18 protein-coding genes are annotated in these 20091 nt (G+C 34.8%); 7 read left to right on the top strand and 11 right to left on the bottom strand.

Annotated features, from left to right (window positions below):
• Positions 1-74 precede the first annotated feature (74 nt).
• On the bottom strand, positions 75-1973 hold the full coding sequence (locus tag ACEN2N_RS08020; RefSeq protein ID WP_441823836.1) for an amidophosphoribosyltransferase: 1899 nt from the start codon (positions 1971-1973) through the stop codon (positions 75-77).
• Between the two features lie 44 nt (positions 1974-2017).
• Positions 2018-2944, bottom strand: a complete 927-nt coding sequence (locus tag ACEN2N_RS08015; RefSeq protein ID WP_441823835.1) for a PfkB family carbohydrate kinase — start codon at positions 2942-2944, stop codon at positions 2018-2020.
• 308 nt (positions 2945-3252) lie between these two features.
• On the opposite strand from ACEN2N_RS08015, the gene ACEN2N_RS08010 reads away from it, so the two are divergent.
• Positions 3253-3684, top strand: coding sequence for a hypothetical protein (locus ACEN2N_RS08010; protein ID WP_441823834.1), 432 nt, complete (start codon positions 3253-3255; stop codon positions 3682-3684).
• Between the two features lie 18 nt (positions 3685-3702).
• Here the strand turns inward: ACEN2N_RS08010 and ACEN2N_RS08005 are convergent, their stop codons facing one another.
• Positions 3703-4338, bottom strand: coding sequence for a ribonuclease H1 domain-containing protein (locus ACEN2N_RS08005; protein ID WP_441823833.1), 636 nt, complete (start codon positions 4336-4338; stop codon positions 3703-3705).
• Entirely contained in the window at positions 4338-4913 is a 576-nt protein-coding gene (gene purN, locus ACEN2N_RS08000) for a phosphoribosylglycinamide formyltransferase (protein WP_441823832.1), read from the bottom strand. Before purN ends, ACEN2N_RS08005 begins: the two co-directional genes overlap by 1 nt.
• Before the next feature lie 290 nt (positions 4914-5203).
• Between purN and ACEN2N_RS07995 the strand changes: the two genes are divergently transcribed.
• From ACEN2N_RS07995 to pyk, 5 genes are all read left to right on the top strand, one after another.
• The gene (locus ACEN2N_RS07995) at positions 5204-5437 is read left to right on the top strand and encodes an acyl carrier protein (RefSeq protein ID WP_008269813.1); all 234 of its coding nucleotides are present in this window, start codon (positions 5204-5206) and stop codon (positions 5435-5437) included.
• 107 nt (positions 5438-5544) lie between these two features.
• Positions 5545-6795, top strand: a complete 1251-nt coding sequence (gene fabF / locus ACEN2N_RS07990; protein ID WP_441823831.1) for a beta-ketoacyl-ACP synthase II — start codon at positions 5545-5547, stop codon at positions 6793-6795.
• Positions 6796-6803: 8 nt separating this feature from the next.
• On the top strand, positions 6804-7538 hold the full coding sequence (gene rnc / locus ACEN2N_RS07985; protein WP_424003456.1) for a ribonuclease III: 735 nt from the start codon (positions 6804-6806) through the stop codon (positions 7536-7538).
• Positions 7539-7653: 115 nt separating this feature from the next.
• Positions 7654-8118 carry an IPExxxVDY family protein gene (locus tag ACEN2N_RS07980; protein ID WP_441823830.1) on the top strand — a complete coding sequence of 155 codons (465 nt, stop codon included), beginning with the start codon at positions 7654-7656 and terminating at the stop codon, positions 8116-8118.
• A gap of 2 nt (positions 8119-8120) precedes the next feature.
• A complete protein-coding gene (pyk, locus tag ACEN2N_RS07975; protein ID WP_441823829.1) occupies positions 8121-9563 on the top strand; it encodes a pyruvate kinase in 1443 nt (480 codons plus the stop codon).
• A gap of 70 nt (positions 9564-9633) precedes the next feature.
• Here the strand turns inward: pyk and ACEN2N_RS07970 are convergent, their stop codons facing one another.
• From ACEN2N_RS07970 to dinB, 6 genes are all read right to left on the bottom strand, one after another.
• On the bottom strand, positions 9634-10158 hold the full coding sequence (locus ACEN2N_RS07970) for a PAS domain-containing protein (RefSeq protein ID WP_424003450.1): 525 nt from the start codon (positions 10156-10158) through the stop codon (positions 9634-9636).
• Positions 10159-10417: 259 nt separating this feature from the next.
• Positions 10418-11866, bottom strand: a complete 1449-nt coding sequence (locus tag ACEN2N_RS07965) for a TolC family protein (RefSeq protein ID WP_441823828.1) — start codon at positions 11864-11866, stop codon at positions 10418-10420.
• Positions 11853-15101, bottom strand: coding sequence for an efflux RND transporter permease subunit (locus ACEN2N_RS07960; RefSeq protein ID WP_441823827.1), 3249 nt, complete (start codon positions 15099-15101; stop codon positions 11853-11855). The genes ACEN2N_RS07965 and ACEN2N_RS07960 overlap by 14 nt, the downstream gene beginning before the upstream one ends.
• A 24-nt stretch (positions 15102-15125) precedes the next feature.
• A complete protein-coding gene (locus tag ACEN2N_RS07955) occupies positions 15126-16211 on the bottom strand; it encodes an efflux RND transporter periplasmic adaptor subunit (protein ID WP_441823826.1) in 1086 nt (361 codons plus the stop codon).
• A gap of 151 nt (positions 16212-16362) precedes the next feature.
• Positions 16363-16785, bottom strand: a complete 423-nt coding sequence (locus ACEN2N_RS07950; RefSeq protein ID WP_441823825.1) for a hypothetical protein — start codon at positions 16783-16785, stop codon at positions 16363-16365.
• A gap of 109 nt (positions 16786-16894) precedes the next feature.
• Positions 16895-17998: a DNA polymerase IV gene (gene dinB / locus ACEN2N_RS07945; protein ID WP_441823824.1), complete on the bottom strand. Its 1104-nt coding sequence runs from the start codon at positions 17996-17998 to the stop codon at positions 16895-16897.
• 52 nt (positions 17999-18050) lie between these two features.
• On the opposite strand from dinB, the gene ACEN2N_RS07940 reads away from it, so the two are divergent.
• Positions 18051-18518, top strand: coding sequence for a CYTH domain-containing protein (locus ACEN2N_RS07940; RefSeq protein ID WP_441823823.1), 468 nt, complete (start codon positions 18051-18053; stop codon positions 18516-18518).
• Between the two features lie 153 nt (positions 18519-18671).
• Here ACEN2N_RS07940 and ACEN2N_RS07935 read toward each other — a convergent pair whose 3' ends face one another.
• Positions 18672-20075: a TolC family protein gene (locus tag ACEN2N_RS07935; protein WP_441823822.1), complete on the bottom strand. Its 1404-nt coding sequence runs from the start codon at positions 20073-20075 to the stop codon at positions 18672-18674.
• Positions 20076-20091 lie beyond the last annotated feature (16 nt).

The following is a 20091-nucleotide window of genomic DNA, read 5'->3' as shown; positions in this document are numbered from 1 at the left end:
TGACTATTCAATCGATAAAAGACCATTATCGTCGATGAAATGCACAAAAAGTATGTATTTCATCGAAATATTATTTAATAAGCACGTTCGTTATTCCCTTCGTAAAAGTTTATAAATGCTCTATTTACTACTCTGTTTCCGCCCGGGGTTGGGTAATTTCCTGTAAAGTACCAATCGCCTAAGTTTTTAGGACAAGCTTCGTGTAAGCTCTCAATAGTCTGATAAATAATAGAAACCTCGGCTTTAATTCCATCAGGACTCAAAAGTTCTCCTGTTTTCTTAGAAATCTCTTTTGCGGTAAAAGGAGCATAAAATTCTTTCACATAGTTAATAACATCTTTATCGTGTGTATTTACCTGAGTTAGACATTTTTTGTAGATTTCATCTACGATATGCATTGAGTTATGATCTTCATGTAATGCTAAAGCAGCTTTGAAAGCAATAAAATCTTCCAATTTTGCCATATCGATACCATAACAATCAGGATATCTAATTTGTGGAGCCGATGATACCACTATTATCTTTTTAGGCGATAATCTATCAAGTATTCTAAGAATGCTCTTTTTAAGTGTGGTACCGCGAACAATACTATCATCTATTATGACAAGGTTATCACCTTCATTTACAGATCCATAAGAAATGTCATAAACATGCGCTACCAAATCATCTCTACTACTATCTTGAGTAATGAAGGTTCTTAGCTTAGCATCTTTAATGGCAACTTTCTCAATTCTTGGGCGAACATCTAGTATCTCATGTAATTGTTCACCTGTAATACCTGTACCTAAAGCCAGTATTTGCTCTTCCTTTTTCTTGTTCAAGTAATTTTGAGCTTCTTTAACCATTCCGTAGAAAGAAGTTTCTGCGGTATTAGGTATGTAAGAGAATACCGTATTCTTGATATCCTCATCAATAGCTTCTAATATTTGAGGGAAAACCAATTTGCCTAAAGCCTTACGCTCTTGGTAGATTTCTTTATCGCTACCTCTAGAGAAATAGATACGCTCAAAAGAACATGCCTTACGCTCTTTTGGTTCTAGTATTTGTTTAATGTCACTAGTACCGTTCTTTTTAATAATGATTGCTGAACCTGGATCCAATTCTTTTACCTCTTCATAAGGTACGTTGAATACGGTCTGTATAGCAGGTCTTTCTGATGCTACTACGACAACTTCATCATCTCTATAGTAGTAAGCAGGTCTAATACCGCTTGGATCTCTTAATACAAAGGCATCACCATGACCTAATAAGCCGGCCATAGCATAACCACCATCAAAATTTTTGGCAGCCCTTCTAAGAATTTTATACACTTTTAAACGTTCGGCAATAAGTGGTGATGCTTCTTGTTTGGTATACCCTTCTTTTTTAATTTGCTTGTATAGTTTGGCGACCGCATCATCAAGAAAGTGACCTATTTTCTCCATTACGGTAACGGTATCTGCCATTTCCTTTGGATGTTGCCCTATCTGAATTAAGTTATCGAACAGTTCATGAACATTGGTCATGTTAAAGTTACCGGCAACAATAAGGTTACGGTGCATCCAGTTATTCTGTCTTATAAACGGGTGAACACTTTCGATGCTATTTTTACCAAAAGTACCATAACGTACATGCCCTAAAAGTAATTCACCAATATAAGGAATATGCTTTTTTTGCAAAGCCACATCATCTTCATACTCCGGGTGCTCTTTCAGCTCCGAATTGATACGATCGTTTATCTGGGCAAAGATATCTTGTATAGGTTGTTGTTGACATGAGCGTACACGGCTCATATAACGTTCCCCTGCTTTTACATCTAATTTAATACTGGCAAAACCTGCACCATCTTGACCGCGATTGTGCTGTTTTTCCATCATTAGATACATTTTATTTACACCATAAAATGCTGTTCCATACTTTTCCTTGTAATACTCTAATGGTTTTAATAACCGTATTACAGAAATACCACACTCATGCTTAATTGCGTCACTCATTGCTTTTGGTATTAAAAAAACCCCAAATATTTGGGGCTAGGGGGTTATTGTAATTCTATGTCAAACTGAGTCAGCTTTTTAAACTGATGCAGTCTCTTTCTAATTTCTTTGCGTTCTAAATGAATCATTCTTTCGGCTCCGAATTTCTCAACACTAAAGGAAGCTAAATTGCTTCCGTGAATAATTGCCTTTTTCATATTCTCAAAAGAACTATCATCACTAGCTGCTAAGTAGCCTGAAAAACCACCAGCAAATGTATCACCTGCACCTGTTGGATCAAACACTTCTTCTAATGGCAATGCTGGTGCAAAGAATACTTGGTCTTCGTTAAATAACAGAGCGCCATGTTCTCCTTTTTTAATGACCACATATTTAGGTCCCATCGTAAAAATCTTCTGTGCTGCCTTTACTAAAGAGTATTCACCAGTTAATTGTCTAGCTTCTTCATCGTTGATAGTTAAAACATCTATATGCTTAATGACTTCCATTAAATCGTTCAGAGCATTGTCCATCCAAAAATTCATGGTGTCCAATATGATTAACTTTGGTCGTTTTTTCATCTGATTAATTACACTCAATTGTACCATTGGGTGAAGATTGCCTAACATTACTACATCGGCATCAATATAATCTTCAGGAACTACAGGGTTGAAATCTTCTAGAGTGTTTAATTCAGTAGCTAATGTATCTCTTGAATTTAAATCGTTATGGTATTTGCCTTTCCAAAAGAATGTTTTGCCACCTTTTACAATTTCTATAGCAGAAATATCAATACCTCTATCGGTTAAAAGATCTAAATATTCTTGTGGCAAATCGTCACCAACTATAGATATAATGGCAGAATCAACATCAAATTGAGATGCTGCTAAACCAATATAAGTAGCAGCGCCACCTAGTATTTTGTCTGTTTTACCGAAAGGAGTTTCTATTGCATCAAAAGCTACAGTACCGACTATTAAAAGCTTACCCATAAAATTGTAAAAATTTAAGCTGCAAATATACGATTTTGATTTACTAAAATATGTCGTGAGATAAGCTATTCTACTATTATTATTCAGACAAAGAATCCTTTAATAAATGCTAGGGAAATTTTTAAAGCAATGACTAAAAATAAATTATTGAGCACTACAAGTGCAGAGGGTACAATTGTTGCAAATATGGGTAATAAAAATTTTATTACATTTAGAACTGTGTCCAGTTCGGGATTTGATGCAACAGTAAGTTTTAATTTTCAAAAGCTGTTGAATTCTAATAATTTTGTTTTAAAATTTTCTAAATCATGAAAACAATTAGTGATTATATTTCAAATCATATAGATGTTTTTTGTCCCAATTCAAATGAATTATTGCTTGATTTTATACATAATTTAGGTTATAATAATTTTGATAGTCTAGAAGTTAAATTAGATGTTTTAAGAATTATAGAAATTCTTCTTGATTTAGATTTAATTTATAGATACAAATGGTATGATAAATCACTTAAGCTTAATAAAGAACAAACTATAAATAATATTAGTGATATTTGGACTGAAAATGTTAAATATGAAGATTTCTATAATATGGTGTATTTTGGTTCGACAGATTGGTATGTAAAAAAATTAGAAAATTTGGGTATGAGTCAAACTACTGATTGGAGGTGTTTTGTGAAAAATAAGATAGGGGATTTAGAAAAATTCATTCAAAGTGAAAAACCAAAAAATATAGAGAAATAGAAAGATTTTTAAATAAATTTATTTCCTACCAAAATCAGCAGGAATTTCTCCCCAAGCTTTTGTTTCCCATTTTACCACTACCGTTGAATATTGATTTTTCTTTAGCCAGTCTACCGCTCTATCAATAAGCTCAAAAAGATTTTTGTTTTTGGCAGATACCGCTAGTTTTGTATTGCAGTTCTTTTTACGAACCCAGCTCATTGCAGTTCTAGAGTCTGTATAGATAATACGATCACTATTTCGTTCTTTTAAAAATGCTAGTCCGTGTACTATGGCTAAAAACTCCCCAATATTATTTGTGCCTTGCGGAAAAGGACCTTGTCGAAACAATTTTTTACCCGTTTTGGTATCTACACCTTGGTATTCCATTACCCCCGGGTTTCCACTTGATGCTGCATCAACAGAAATGGAATGGTAATTAGGTTGTCCTATTCGTATTAGCTCATCTTTTGACAGTGCGGAGCCAGTTTTCTTCTTTCCTTTAAAATCTGTATAAGAACCATTATATGCCTTTTTGGCCATATCAAAAGACTCGAAAGATTTGTATTCGGCACCAGCGTAGCCTGCAATAGTTTTTTTGCAAGCTGCCCATGAATCGTAAATACCTGGTTGTTTGCCTTTCCAGACGACATAAAATTTTCCTTTTTTTGCCATTACTGTTTTAATAGTAGTTCGTCAATAACTTTAGGAAAGTATTCATATTCTAATTGATGAACTTTTGCTGCGATTTCATGTGCCGTGTCATTCTTATCGACGCTAACTTTTACTTGTTCGATTATGGCACCTTCATCATAATGGGCATTTACATAATGTATGGTAATACCGGTTTTTGTTTCATTATGTTCCTTTACGGCAGTATGTACATGCATTCCGTACATGCCTTTACCGCCATACTTAGGTAAAAGTGCTGGGTGAATGTTGACTATTTTATTGGGGAAGGCATTGGTGATTGCTTCGGGTATTTTCCATAAAAATCCAGCCAATACTATTAGGTCTGGTTCTAGAGACTGCAACATATTTAAAATAAAGTCGCTTTTAGAGAAAGCTTGACGATTAAAAAATAGCGCATTAATTTCAAGTCTGTTACACCTTTCGATGACTTTGGCATCGCTTTTGTTAGTTAGTACACAGCATATAGTAACATCATTGCGGAGTTTAAAATAATTGGCAATGTTTTCAACATTAGATCCAGAACCGGAGGCAAAAAGAATAATTTTTTTGGTTTTCAATAGAAGTGGTCTTTTTAAGAGAGCGAACAATGAAATTAAATTTGGCATAAAAAGCAACTAAAAAGCTTGTCAGAATTTAGAAAAAAACGATTATCATTTATAGTTCTAATACCTCACTTCTTTTTAATATCTTTTTTCAACGTTACCGAAACGATATATTAATTTTGGTAAAATTACAGCACATGTCTTTAATTTTATTAAATTACCATACATTTTAACGACAATTAGTGTAATTAAACCAAAGTTTTTTATTTTTGCCTTCAATTTAAATTTTTAAAACAAATATTATTATGTCAGACATTGCATCAAGAGTTAAAGCTATCATCGTTGATAAATTAGGAGTTGATGAAAACGAAGTGGTAACGGAAGCTAGCTTTACCAACGATTTAGGCGCAGATTCATTAGACACGGTAGAGTTGATAATGGAATTCGAAAAAGAATTTGATATTCAAATTCCAGACGATCAAGCTGAGAATATCGCGACTGTTGGTCAAGCCATCAGCTATATAGAAGAAGCGAAGTAAAACATGTTTTCTTGAATAGAATTCAAATTATCCATGTGGTAAATGCTCCGCATGGATAATTTTTTTTAATTTACGCTTGGTTTAGATTTAAACAAATAAGAAGTTAAATGCAGTTAAAGCGAGTTGTAGTTACAGGTTTGGGGGCACTTACCCCAATAGGTAATAATATTGAAGAGTATTGGAATGCATTGGTCAACGGTAAAAGTGGAGCAGCGCCAATTACTTATTACGATACAGAAAAATTCAAAGTAAAGTTCGCATGCGAGCTGAAGAATTACAACATCGAAGATCATTTTGATAGAAAAGAAGGCCGTAAACTCGATAGATTTGCACAATACGCACTTGTATCTTCAGATGAAGCTATTCTTGATTCTAAATTAGATTTAGAAAAAGTCGATAAATTTCGTGTTGGAGTTATTTGGGGAGCAGGCATCGGAGGATTGGAAACTTTCCAGAACGAGGTCATGAATTTTGCCAATGGTGATGGTACACCAAGATTCAATCCATTCTTTATACCAAAGATGATTGCTGATATAGCACCAGGAAACATATCTATAAAACATGGTTTTATGGGTCCTAATTACACAACTGTTTCAGCATGTGCCTCTTCGGCGAATGCGATGATAGATGCCTTAAACTATATACGTTTGGGTCATTGCGATGTCATTGTTACAGGTGGTAGCGAAGCGGCCGTAACAATTGCAGGTATGGGTGGTTTCGGGGCAATGCATGCATTATCTACAAGAAATGAGAGTCCAGAAACAGCTTCAAGACCTTTTGATGCAACCAGAGATGGTTTTGTATTAGGGGAAGGAGCAGGGGCATTAGTTCTTGAAGAATATGAACATGCAATAGCAAGAGGAGCAAAAATATATGCAGAAGTAGCAGGTGGGGGTATGTCAAGTGATGCTTACCATATGACAGCACCACACCCAGATGGGATTGGCGTGGTTCGTGTTATGGAAAACTGTTTAAGAGATGCAGGCCTATCGATAGAAGATGTTGATGCTATTAACACACATGGTACATCTACACCATTAGGTGATGTTGCAGAACTTAAGGCGATTACCAAAGTATTTGGTGAGCATGCCAAGAATATAAATATTAATTCTACAAAATCAATGACCGGTCACTTGTTAGGTGCAGCCGGCGCTATTGAAGCGATTGCATCGATTTTGGCAATGGAACATGGTATAGTACCACCAACTATAAACCATACCACGGTAGATGAAAATATAGATCCTAGTTTAAACCTTACATTGAATAAAGCTCAAAAACGAGATGTAACAGTTGCGATGAGCAATACATTTGGTTTTGGTGGGCACAATGCATGTGTGGTTTTTAAAAAAATCGATTAATTAGTTTTATGTCATTTCCCACAAACTTATTTAATTCCCATCCAAAAGAGGATGGGGATTTTTTTTTGGGAATAACCAAAATTTTAGGTTTCAAGCCTAAAACCTTATCCTATTATAAAAAAGCCTTTCTTCATAGGTCAATGAATAAAAAGGATGATAAAGGTAATGCCATGAATTACGAGCGGTTAGAATTCTTAGGTGATTCTATGCTAGGTACTATAATTTCTAAACATTTATACAGCGAAGTACCAGAAGGTGACGAAGGGTATTTGACCAAAATGCGATCTAAAATTGTAAGTAGAGAGCATTTAAACGAGCTAGGTAAAGATTTGGGTTTAATAAATTATGTAGAAAGCAGAATACCTAAATCTCACTTTGGTCAAAACATACATGGTAATGTTTTTGAAGCATTGGTTGGGGCGATTTATTTAGATCGTGGTTATAATTATTGCGAGAAATTCATTCACAAAAGAGTAGTTGAGCCTTATGTTGACATTGAACAATTAGAAGGTAGGGTTATAAGTTATAAGAGTTTGGTGATCGAATGGTGTCAAAAGAAAAAGAAGTCTTTTGATTTTGATGTATACGAAGATACTGGCAACGACCCCTTAAAACATTTTGCCGTGAAACTCTCAATTGGTGGTAATGTGGTTGCAAAAGCTAGGGCAACATCAAAGAAAAAAGCAGAAGAAAGGGCTTCTAAAAGAGCATTTTTTGCTCTGCAGGACAAAATGGGCAATTAATCATTTGTAAAAATGATAAAATGCTAACATTTTAATAACTTTTAAAGTGTTTTTATCAATTTATGTAACTAGGCATTAAGGCTTAGAAGCTTTATATTTGCCCTTTTATTGAAGTATGGCTACTACTTACAAAATAAATGATGATTTTTACGATGAATCTTTTAGCCTTATAGCTTTACACACTACCTTAGAAGATTTTTCTTTGGCCTACGGGTTAAACCAAAGCATAAAGGCAAAATTTGTAAGAGCGAAAAAGAATTTTAATCTTGCTGAAAATAAATCGTTTCCAATTTTTGAATGGGATGATGAGTTTAATGATATGTATTGGGTATTAATAGCCAACCATAGCAGTGATAAAGAACTCGTTACTCACGATGATTTATTTAAGAACGAAACAACATATAAACGACCCAGGTTATTACCTGAGTATAAAGATGTTGACTATCTATTAAAAATAGAAACTGAAAAGGATTTTGATACAAATTCCTTAATAAAGAACATATTAATGTTGCCAAGAATTATGGCAGCTTATGAAATAAGTACTGACAAACTAAAATCAAAGAACAATCTAATTTTTTAAATATGCCAACTGTAAAAAAGACGAAAATTGTAGCCACATTAGGGCCTGCAACTAGCAAGAAAGAGGTACTCAGGAGCATGATTGATGCAGGAGTAGATGTATTCAGAATTAACTTCTCTCACGCCGATTACGCCGATGTTAAAGAGCGTGTAGCCATGATACGTGAATTAAACGCCGAAATGGACACCAACACATCCATACTAGCAGATTTACAAGGACCAAAATTACGCGTAGGTGTAATGGCAGGTGATGTAGTGGTAAGTCCGGGAGACGAAATTACATTCGTAACTGGCGAACCATTTGAAGGTACTGCAAAACGTGTTTACATGAACTATAAAGAATTTCCTAGAGATGTAAAAGCTGGGGAGCGTATTCTTTTAGATGATGGTAAATTAATGTTCGAAGTAGTAACGACAAATGGTGTTGATGAGGTTTTAGCCAAGGTTATACAAGGCGGACCATTAAAATCTAAAAAAGGTGTAAACCTTCCGAATACAAATATTTCTTTACCTGCACTAACTAAAAAGGATATTAAGGATGCTGAATTCGCTATCTCGTTAGAGGTGGATTGGATTGCGCTTTCTTTTGTACGTTTTAGCCAAGATTTAATTGACCTACAGAACATCATTAGTAAACACTCGAATCACAAAATTCCGATTATTGCTAAAATTGAAAAGCCAGAGGCTGTAGAAAATATCGATAAAATTGTTGCTTACTGTGATGGTTTAATGGTTGCCCGTGGAGATTTAGGTGTTGAGGTTCCTGCTCATGAAGTACCATTAATTCAAAAGCAATTAGTTTTAAAAGCTAAGAAAGCTAGAATACCGGTAATTATTGCTACCCAAATGATGGAGACCATGATTACTAGCCTTACACCAACTAGAGCAGAAGTAAATGATGTAGCAAACTCTGTTATGGATGGTGCTGATGCCGTAATGTTATCTGGTGAAACCTCTGTTGGAAATTACCCAGTACAGGTTATTGAAAAAATGACAAGTATTTTACAAAGTGTAGAAGGTTCAGATCTAATACATGTACCACATGATCCACCACATATTCGTACCAAGAGATTTATTACAAAATCTATATGTTACCATGCCGCTACAATGGCGACCGATATTAAAGCGAAAGCAATTTCTACTTTAACAAATAGTGGGTACACTGCATTTCAAATCTCTGCATGGAGACCAAGTGCGCATATTCTTGTGTTTACATCGAACAAAAGAATACTTACGCAATTGAATTTACTTTGGGGCGTAAAAGCTTTTTACTATGATAAGTTTGTATCTACCGATGATACTGTCGATGATGTAAACCGTATCGCTTTCAATAAAGGATATTTACAAGTTGGTGATATGATCATTAGTCTTGCCGCCATGCCTATTAAAGATAAGGGAATGGTAAATACATTAAGAGTTAGTGAAATTGAGTCTGGCGATATTTAGTCAGATTATCTATTATAAATAAAAAGGGTCGCTATTTAGCGACCCTTTTTTATGCTTTAAAGTAAAATACTTAAGCGACCTCTTTTTCAAATGCGATAAAGTTAACAAAAGCTCCATTTTTATCGAATATAGGTTCCCCTTGAATCCAACAATTATAAGTTGAGCCATCTTTTCGGTAGTTTACTACAGTAACCTCAAAAGGTTTTTTCTGATTAACCGCATCAGAAACTATTTTCAAAGTCGATTTGGATGTCAAATTTCCCTGAAACATTTTCGGACTTTTTCCTATTACTTCTTCAGGATGGTATTGACTCATATTCCACATGTTCTTAGTAGCAAAAACAATGTTTAATTTTGCATCAGTTACCACAACAACATTCTTGTTAGCTTTTAATTTTTCATCTAAAATATTGGTGTCAATATTCCATGAATTTGTAGAAACTAAGTTTAATAGTAGAGCAGCATCTTCTTCAGTACGTTTTATGTCTTCATAATTAGAAGCGTAAAAGTCCCAAGAAAGAACAGGCAACATAGTAAAGTTTAAGCTTTTTCTAAACTTAATTACGGCATTGTCGTAATTTTTTAAATCTATCATTCTGTGTAGTTTAGAGATAATTAAAATTTCTTTTTCATAGCAATTTGCTATAAAACTATAAAAATTACCAATGACACTTATAATTTTAAGAGATGATTCATGTAAATGTTTAAGTCTTCTTTCGTTAAACTTTAAAAAAGGCATTAAAAAGTTGAACACAAATAATGATATTTCTATCGTAAATACCTGAACATAAAGAAAAACCCTAATAGAAATTAATTCTATTAGGGTTTAAAATAGGTGCGTTATGTGCTAAAAATTAATTCCAACCGCCACCTAAAGCTTGGTAAACATTTACCCTTGCCATTAGTTGATCTTTCTTGGTTTCGACCAATTCCATTTTAGATTCTAAAGCTTCACGTTGTGTAAGCAATACTTCAATATATTCAATTCTTGCAGATTGAAATAATCGTGTAGACAGATCAATAGATTCGGTCAATGCTTTTACTTGGTTTTCCTTAAGGGTATAACTTTGCTTTAGGTTTTCCATTTTAGACAGTTGATTAACCACCTCTATGTATCCGCTCAAAAGTGCTTTTTCGTATTCGTATACGGCTTGTATCTGTTTAGAATTTGCGGTGTTATAATCTGCTTTAATCGCATTTCTATTGATAAGAGGACCTACTATATCGCCAACCGCACTATATATTAAAGATGCCGGAGTCTCGGTTAAGTATTTAGGTTTGAAAGCTTGAAGACCTATACCCGCTTTCAACCCAATTGAAGGGTAAAAGTTGGCTCTTGCCACTTTGATATTTAATTTCGCTGCTTCTAATTCATATTCAGCTTGTTTAATATCGGGTCTATTAAGAAGAAGTTGAGAAGGTAAACCTGCATAAATTGTATCCATTTCGGTTTCAATAAACCCTTCAGAATTACGGGCAATTAGCTGAGGTTGACGACCGATCAAGAAATTTAATTTGTTTTCCATTTCAACAATTTCTTGCTGTACTTCATACTTGTAGCTTTGATTCTTTAGCACCTCTGCCTCAAATCTTTTTACGGCAAGTTCTGTCGCTCTTGCAGCCTCTTTTTGCAAGCGAACCATTATCAGCGCATTGCCTTGTAGTTCAAGATTTTGCTCTATAAATGCCAATTGATTGTCTAATGCAATAAGCTCATAATACGAATCTGCAATTTCAGCAATTAATCTAGTCACCATAAAGTTTTTACCTTCGATGGTCGATAGATATTCTAGAGCAGCTGCTTTTTTAGAGTTGCGAAGTTTTTTCCAAACATCTAACTCCCAAGTAGCAAAAAGTCCAGCAGAGTAATCGGTTAAAGGCTCAGGAAACTCTTCACCATCTTTAATATCCAAACTCTTTTCTACAGCACCGTTACGGGTAAATTCACCCACTTTTTCGACTTCAGCACCAGCACCATAAGATATAAAAGGCAGGTATTCTCCCTTTCTAGCTTTAACCTCGTTTTGTGCAACGTCGATCTGCTGCATCATAATACGTAGTTCTTGGTTATTAGTTAATGCGGTATCAATCAATTTTATCAGGTATTTATCTTTAAAGAAATCCTTCCATTTTAATTGGGCGCTATTTGTTGAATCTGTTGCTTGATCAACATACTTTGATGGCGTAGTCGTATTCGCCACTTTCAAATCTTTAGTAGGTACGCATGAATAGAATAAACCTACATTAATAAGAACCACCAAAAGTAGCTTTCCATGCTTCATGGTTTTTTTAATTTTGATCATCTTCTTGTTTTTTGGTTAGTTTTTTAATCATTTGTTTTAGTTCTTTTATAGACTGATTGACCTTGGTGTCTCCTTCACTCGCTCTCATGAATTCTTCAGAAACCGGTTCAAATGATTCGTCTTTAATTAGACCTCTACCTTCGGCAAGTTTTGCGAATACAAAATACAGACCAGGAATTATAATAACTCCGAAAATTGTACCTATAAGCATACCACCAAGAGCAGACCCACCGATGGTGCGGTTACCAATAGCACCAGCACCAGACGCTATAACTAATGGAATTAACCCGGCGATAAATGCAAACGAGGTCATTAGAATTGGTCTAAACCTTGCTCTCGATCCTTCGATGGCAGCTTCTAAAACTGTCGCACCTTGTCGTTGTTTTTGAACAGCAAATTCAACAATTAAAACCGCATTTTTACCAAGAAGACCTACGAGCATAATAACACCAATTTGGGCGTATACATCGTTTGCCAACCCTGTCAATTTTAGTAATAAGAAAGAGCCAAAAATACCAACGGGTAAAGAAAGAATTACTGCAAATGGAAGTAGAAAACTTTCGTATTGAGCAGCAAGCACGAAATAAACGAAAATCAATACTACGATAAAAATGTAAAGAGATTCATTTCCTCTACTAGCCTCGTCATACGACAATCCTTCCCAAGCAATATCATAACCACTTGGTAGAGTTTCTTTGGCTACTTCTTTAATAGCTGTAATGGCATCACCAGTTGTAAAACCTGTTGCAGGTAAGCCGTTTATAGCTGCAGAGTTATAAAGGTTATATCTAGTAATCTCGTTTGGTCCCAATTTCTTTTCCATAGTCATAAACGCTGAATAGGGTACCATTTCACCTTCTTCATTTTTTACAAATAATTTTTCTAGATCAGAAGGTAGCGCTCTATACTCAGGCGCTGCTTGGGTATATACTTTAAAGAACCTACCAAAACGAATGAAACCTTGCTCATAAGTACTACCTATGAGTATGTTTAGGTTCTCCATTGCTTTACCTATACTAACACCTTTTTGCATAGCAATCTGGTTATTAATTTTCAGTTCGTATTGTGGGTAATTGGCAGAGTAAAACGTAAATAATCCGGTTAGTTCTTCACGCTCGCCAAGAGCTTTCATAAAATGGTTGTTGATTTTTTCGAAAACATGATAATCTGTGTTTTCAGTTTTATCCAGTAATCGCATAGAGAATCCGCCAGAAGAACCAAAACCAGGTACTGCAGGAGGTTCAAAATATTCAATTACCGCTCCTAAGTCTTTTGTTTCTTCCTCTAATTCTTCCATAATTTCGTGAACAGAATGTTCACGGTCAGACCATGGTTTTAAGTTAATTAAGCAAGTACCAGCATTTGAGCCCCTACCTTCTGTCATAATTTCATAACCAGCTAAAGAAGACACTGATTCTACCCCTTCCATTTCTTCGCAAATTTTCTGCAGTTTTCTGGCTACATCATTTGTACGCTCTAAAGTTGCACCTGGCGGAGTTTGAATAATCGCATAGATCATACCTTGATCTTCGTTCGGTATAAAACCAGCAGGCAGCGTTTTATTAGTAATAAAAATACCAACACAAAAAGCAATAAGAATACCAAAAGTAACTACGCGTCTTGCTACAATTTTATTTAATAGTTTAACATAGCTTCCGGTTAAACGCTCAAAGCCATTATTGAACCAGTTTATAAATTTATCAATCGGAGATTTCCGTTTTTCCTTACCATGATTGTTTTTCAACATCATAGCACATAGAACAGGAGTAAGGGTTAAGGCAACAATTGCAGAGATTACAATTGATCCAGCCATGGTAATAGAGAATTGTCTGTAAAAAACACCAACTGGACCTGACATAAATGAAATAGGGATAAATACCGATACCATAACCAATGTTATAGCTACGATTGCACCACCAATTTCGCCTAATACCTCTGAAGAAGCTTTGTAAGGGGAGAGGTTTTTCTCTTCCATTTTTACGTGGACCGCCTCGACCACCACAATGGCGTTATCGACCACAATACCAATAGCTAGTACCAAAGCAAATAGCGTAATTAGGTTTATAGACAACCCGAACATTTGCATTACAAAGAATGAGCCGATTAAAGAAACCGGTACCGCAATAATAGGTATTAAAGTGGAGCGCCAATCTCCTAAAAATAGGAACACCACTATAGCCACCAAAATAAAGGCATCTCTTAAAGTATGTAATACCTTTTCAATAGAGGCATCTAAGAAGTTAGAAACATCATAACTTACTTTGTAGTCTAAGCCAGGGGGCAAATTCACTTTTAGTTCCTCTAACTTTACCTTAACCGCATCGATAACATCTTTACCGTTACTACCTACCGTTTGTTTAAGAATCATAGAAGCAGAAGGGTGACCGTCTAAGTTGGAATAAATATCAAAAAATTCGCTACCTAATTCTACCTCGGCAATATCTTTTAATTTTAGAATTTCGCCCTCTTCATTAGCTCTAACAATAATATTTTCATATTGCTCAGGTTCATTATAACGACCTTCATAGGTAAGCACATATTCTAATGATTGCGATTTTTTACCAGAACTACCACCTAGTCTACCCGGTCTGGCAATTATGCTCTGTTCTTGCATAGCTTCCATAACCTCTTCGGCAGACACATTATAAGCACGCATACGGTCAGGTTTTAACCAAACACGCATTGCATATTTTCTACTACCTAAAATTTGGGCACTTGCAATACCATCGATACGTTGAATTTCAGGTACAATTTTAGTGTATGCATAGTTGTAAAGAAAAAGCTCATTGTCGGCTTCATTATTACTATACAAGTTCACGTACATTAACATACTGGGTTGTACAGGGGTTATTACTACCCCTTCCATTTGTACTAACTCAGGTAAGTTTGGCATTACTTGATCTACTCTGGTCTTTACCCTAACAACTGCTTGATCGGGATCTGTACCAGGTTCGAAAATAATACGTAATGTTCCTTCACCGGCACTTGTAGCATCAGAGGCTACGTAACGCATACCTTGTACACCGTTTATGGCAGTTTCTAAAGGAATAATAGTCGAATTAATAAGCACGTCTGCACTTGCACCAGGGTAAGCAATAAATATGTTTACCGTAGTAGGGGCAATTTCAGGAAACTGGGAAATTGGTAATTGCTTTATTGCCAATAACCCTGTAAAAACTATAATTACCGAAATTACGATAGCCAATACTGGTCTATGTATAAATCTCTTGAACATTTTTTTTGTATTTGTATTATATGGTTATTCTGTGTATAGATCTAAACTTGATAAAACCTTCTTAGGGGAAATAAATTCAGATTCTATTTGTTGGTTGTCTTTAACCATGCGTATACCATCAAGAATAATTTTATCTTTTTCAGTTAAGCCTTTGGTTACTACAAAAAGATTTGGCATTTCGCCACCAATAAATATTTCGCGTTGTTTTACAACATTGTTTTGATCAACAACAAAAACAAACTTTTTGTCTAAAATTTCGAATGTTGCTTTTTGAGGAATAATCAGTGCATCTTTAAAAGGTATGGTCATTAAAACACTACCGGTCTCACCATGTCTAAGTATTTTATCTGGATTAGGAAAAGTTGCTCTGAAAGCAATGTTTCCAGTTTCGTTATTAAACTCTCCTTCGATAGTTTCAACAATTCCTTTTTGATTAAACTCTTTATTGTTAGCCAATAAAAGACCTACTTCTTTTTTTACGTCTTTATCGCTGCTAATGATATAATCTAAATATTCGGCTTCTGGAACATTAAAATACACCCACATTTTAGAGTTGTCCGATAATGTGGTCAATAGTTCACCTTCATCTAAAAGGCTACCTTCTCTAACATGTAAATGGTCCATAATGCCATCAAAAGGAGCGCGAATACTTGTAAAACCTAAATGGGTCTGTGCTAAAGAAACTTCTGCATTTGCTTTATCTAAATTAGCTTTGGCCATAGCAAGTTCATTTTTAGAAACTACATTACCATCTGCCAATAATTGGGTATTTTGTAACTCTATTTCGGCAACCTTAGATTCGGCGCTTGCTTTTTGTAAATCTGCTTGATATATATTAGGCATAATATTGAACATTTTTTGCCCCTTTTTAACCTCTTGACCCTCATCAACGTGAATTGCCTTCAAATACCCTTTCTCAAGAGCTCTTAGTTCAATATGCCTTATAGAATGTATTTGGCTTACATAATCTTTAGTAATAGACGTGTCCATTTTTATAGGACTGGTCACTAAAAATTTAGCATGTTCTTCTTTTTTTTCTTTTTTAGATTCACAGCTTGTTGAAAAAAACAAAACACTAGCGACTGCGAACAGGAGAAATCTCTTGGTCATAATTTTAATATTAAATGGATTGGAAAATTTAAATTTTGAAATGCGGACGCGCATTGCAATTTGGGTGCTTTATAGACACAATAGGTCGTGTTAAAAGCGCCAAATACGAAAGTTTAGAGCACTTTTGATAAAATCAAATGCTCAATAAAAATTATAAACGAAATACTTGGTATAAGGCAAAGCGCCTATTTGCTGTAGGTAGAAAATTGAATAGCTTTTGAAGTGAATTGCTATTTGTAAAATAACTGAATAAGAATAGTACTGATAAAAGGTAATAAGAAATTGCTGCTTGGTGCTGCTCAATATCTTTTTTATAGAAAGTATGTTCACTCTCTTCTTCACCAATTTCTACAGCTTCAATTTCAAGCGCCTTCTCAGAATTATCTAAAGTACCTTTTAAAACTGCATCATTATCAACTACAACAGTTTCTACATTGTTGTCTATTGAATTTGTGAATTGTTGAATGGATTGAAAAGAGGTGGCCCCTATATTGTAGTTAGCCAATAGAGGACTGTATATACCAGAAAGTAATATACAGGTAGAAATAAGAAATTTTAAAAAACTCTTTTTCATTTAAGGAGCCAAAATTATTCTAGCAATAGTTGCTGTACAAGTATCCGTAGTTAATTTTTGTTAACATTTATGAGATTTATTTAAAAATCTAAAAATGAAGCCTTAACCATCAGAAATCGAAATTTAATTGAACTAAAATTGATTTATTGTCAATCTTTTTAGCTGTTTTATCATCGGTATTTAAGTTAGAAAGCGATATACCGAGCAGTCTTACAGAGTTTTGAAGTTCTTCTTGATACAAAAGATCTTTTGCCGTTTCAAGAATCAAGTTTTTATCTGCAATAAAATAGGGTAATGTTTTACTTCTCGTATTCAACGTAAAATCACTATACTTTATCTTCAAAGTAATTGTTTTACCTGCAACCTTAGATTTAGACAATCTTCTTTCTAGCTCTTGGGCAATATGATCTAAACGCTCGAGCATAAAAATCTCACTACTCAAGTTTTCATTGAAAGTACGCTCTGCACCAACTGATTTAGGAATGCGATGTGGTTTAACTTCACTATTGTGAATACCACGCACCACATGATAATAGTAGGGTCCACTCTTGCCAAAGTTTTCTGCCAGAAATTCTATTGATTTCTTCTTTAGGTCATTACCGGTAAAAATGCCCAGCTTGTACATTTTTTCGGCAGTAACCTTACCCACGCCGTAAAACTTTCTAATATCTAATTCTTCTAAAAAAGGAATTACCTCTTCTGGGTTGACCGTTTTTTGTCCGTTAGGCTTGTTGATATCACTGGCGATTTTGGCAATAAACTTATTGATAGATATACCTGCGGATGCGTTTAAGCCTGTTTTTTCTAAAATACGTTGTCGTATTTCAGCGGCAAGCATAGTTGCCGAAGGGTTGCCCTTTTTGTTGATTGTAACATCTAAATAAGCTTCGTCAAGAGAAAGGGGCTCAACCAGATCGGTATATTCAAAAAATATAGAACGTATTATTTTTGAGATTTCTTTATAACGTTCAAATCTTGGTTTTACAAAAGTTAACTGCGGACAGTTTTTCTTGGCCATAAATCCGCTCATGGCACTACGTACACCAAATTTACGGGCTTCATAATTGGCTGCCGAAACGACACCTCTTTTTTCACTACCACCTACAGCCAAAGGCTTCCCTTTTAAATCTGGGTTATCCAATTCTTCTACAGATGCATAAAACGCATCCATATCAACATGAATAATTTTACGAAGAGGCATTTCATTGGGCATAAGCAAATTTAAGACTTATCTTAGTTTATAGATAGTAGTTTTAACCATTCATATGATAGAAATAGAGCGCAAGTTTTTGGTAAAATCTGATGATTATAAATCAGTTGCAAGTTCTAAAACGCGAATTGTTCAGGGTTTTTTAAATACGGATCCAAATAGAACGGTTAGGGTTAGAATTAGAGGTGATATAGGCTTCATTACTGTTAAGGGTAAATCAAATGAAACAGGTACATCACGTTTTGAATGGGAAAAAGAAATTCCAGTCGATGAGGCAGAAAGTTTAATGAAATTATGTGAAAAAGGCATTTTAGAAAAAAGCAGGTACGAAATTTCAGTAGGGCAGCATACATATGAAGTAGATGAGTTTTACGGCGATAATTTAGGATTGACAGTTGCTGAAATAGAACTGAGTTCTGAGAATGAAAATTTCAAAAAACCTGATTGGTTAGCTGAAGAAGTTACGGGTAATGTAAAATATTATAATTCACAATTAAGTAAATTCCCTTTCAATCTCTGGTAGTTTTTCGATAAGTTGATAAGATGTAATTATCAATTAGAAATAATAAAAGATGCAAAGGGTCTCCGCGACATCATCCATTCCGACCCTTCACATCCAATTTCAAGTGTAACTTTAATGTTACACACTTGTTTTTATAATATTCTTATCAAAGATCTATTGCCATCCACCGCCAAGAGAACGGTATAATTCAACTGTAGCTGATAATTGAGCGAATTTGTTGTTTACTAAATTTAACTCAGCATTTAAAGAATTCTCTCTTGCGGTTAACAAATCTAAATAGGTTAGGTAACCACTATTCAACAATTCTTCAGAATTGCTTTCGGCTCTTTTTAATGCCGATACTTGCTTAGAGATATATGCCTCTTTTTCAATAGAAATATTGTAATCATATAAAGCTTCAGAAACTTCTTTTCCGGCACTTAAAAGAGCTTTTTTAAAAGTTAGTAAAGACTGTTCTTGTTGTATTTGTGCAACCTCATAAGCCGTTCTAATTTTTCTACCATTTAATATGGGCTGTGTTAAACCACCAACAAGATTAGCGAATATTGAACTAGAATCTATCCAATTATCAAGATCCAAACTTTGAAATCCGCCTTGTGCCGATAAAGTTATAGATGGGTAAAAATTACTTCTAGCAACGTTCGTTAATTCAAAACTATTTACTAAGCTATATTCCGCCTGCATAATATCAGGTCTGTTACGAAGTAAAAGAGCAGGTACACCTAATTGCATTTCGTTAGCTAAAGACTGCTCATCTAATGAACTGCGCTCGTAAGTTTGTGGTTCTTCACTTAATAAAATGCTCAAGGTATTTTCCGCTTGATAAAGTAGATTTTTAAGGTCTAATAATTGACTTTGAGCACTATATAATTGTGCTGCAGTTTGGTCAACACCAACCTGATTTGCTTGTCCGGCCTCTTTTAGCGCATTAATCGTTTCTAAACTTTTAGAGCGGTTTTCAATCGTCTCTTCAGTAACTGAAATCTGCTTATCCAAAGCCAAAATCTGATAGTAAGTAGTAGCAATTTGCGCCACTAAACTAGTTTTTACAGCTTTATGTGCCGCTACTGTTTGTAAGTAACTTGCATCGCTAGCACGTTTAGTACTTCTAATTTTACCCCATATATCTGCTTCCCAAGAAGCTGTGCCAGAGGTTTCATACTGATTAAAAGGCTGAGTGAAAAAACTACCAAACTGTCCGTTTTCACTTGTTCTGGCGGTTCTAGTTGCACTTGCGGCACCGCTTATAGTTGGTAAATAACCAGCTTTTCCTTGTTTAACATAAGCCTCTGCAGCCGCAATGCTTTGTAGCGCAATGCGAATGTCAAGGTTGTTTTCTAATCCTTTTTGAATATATGTCTTCAAATAAGAATCTGTAAAAATATCTTGGTAAGAAACCGAAGCGAAAGATATACTGTCTTGCGGCAGTTGATCAGTTCTATATAAATTTTCGGTCTCTAAAGTTGGTCGCTCGTATGTTTTTGCTGTAAAACAAGACTGCAGTAAAAGCGGCAGAACGGCAACCAGTAAAAGTTTATTCGATATTATTTTATTCATGATTTCTTTAGTTCTT

The sequence above is a fragment of the Maribacter spongiicola genome (genome assembly GCF_052119685.1).
Classification (GTDB): domain Bacteria; phylum Bacteroidota; class Bacteroidia; order Flavobacteriales; family Flavobacteriaceae; genus Maribacter; species Maribacter spongiicola_A.
Note: the sequence above shows the minus strand (reverse complement) of the source record. Positions and strands in the feature narration are given on the sequence as shown.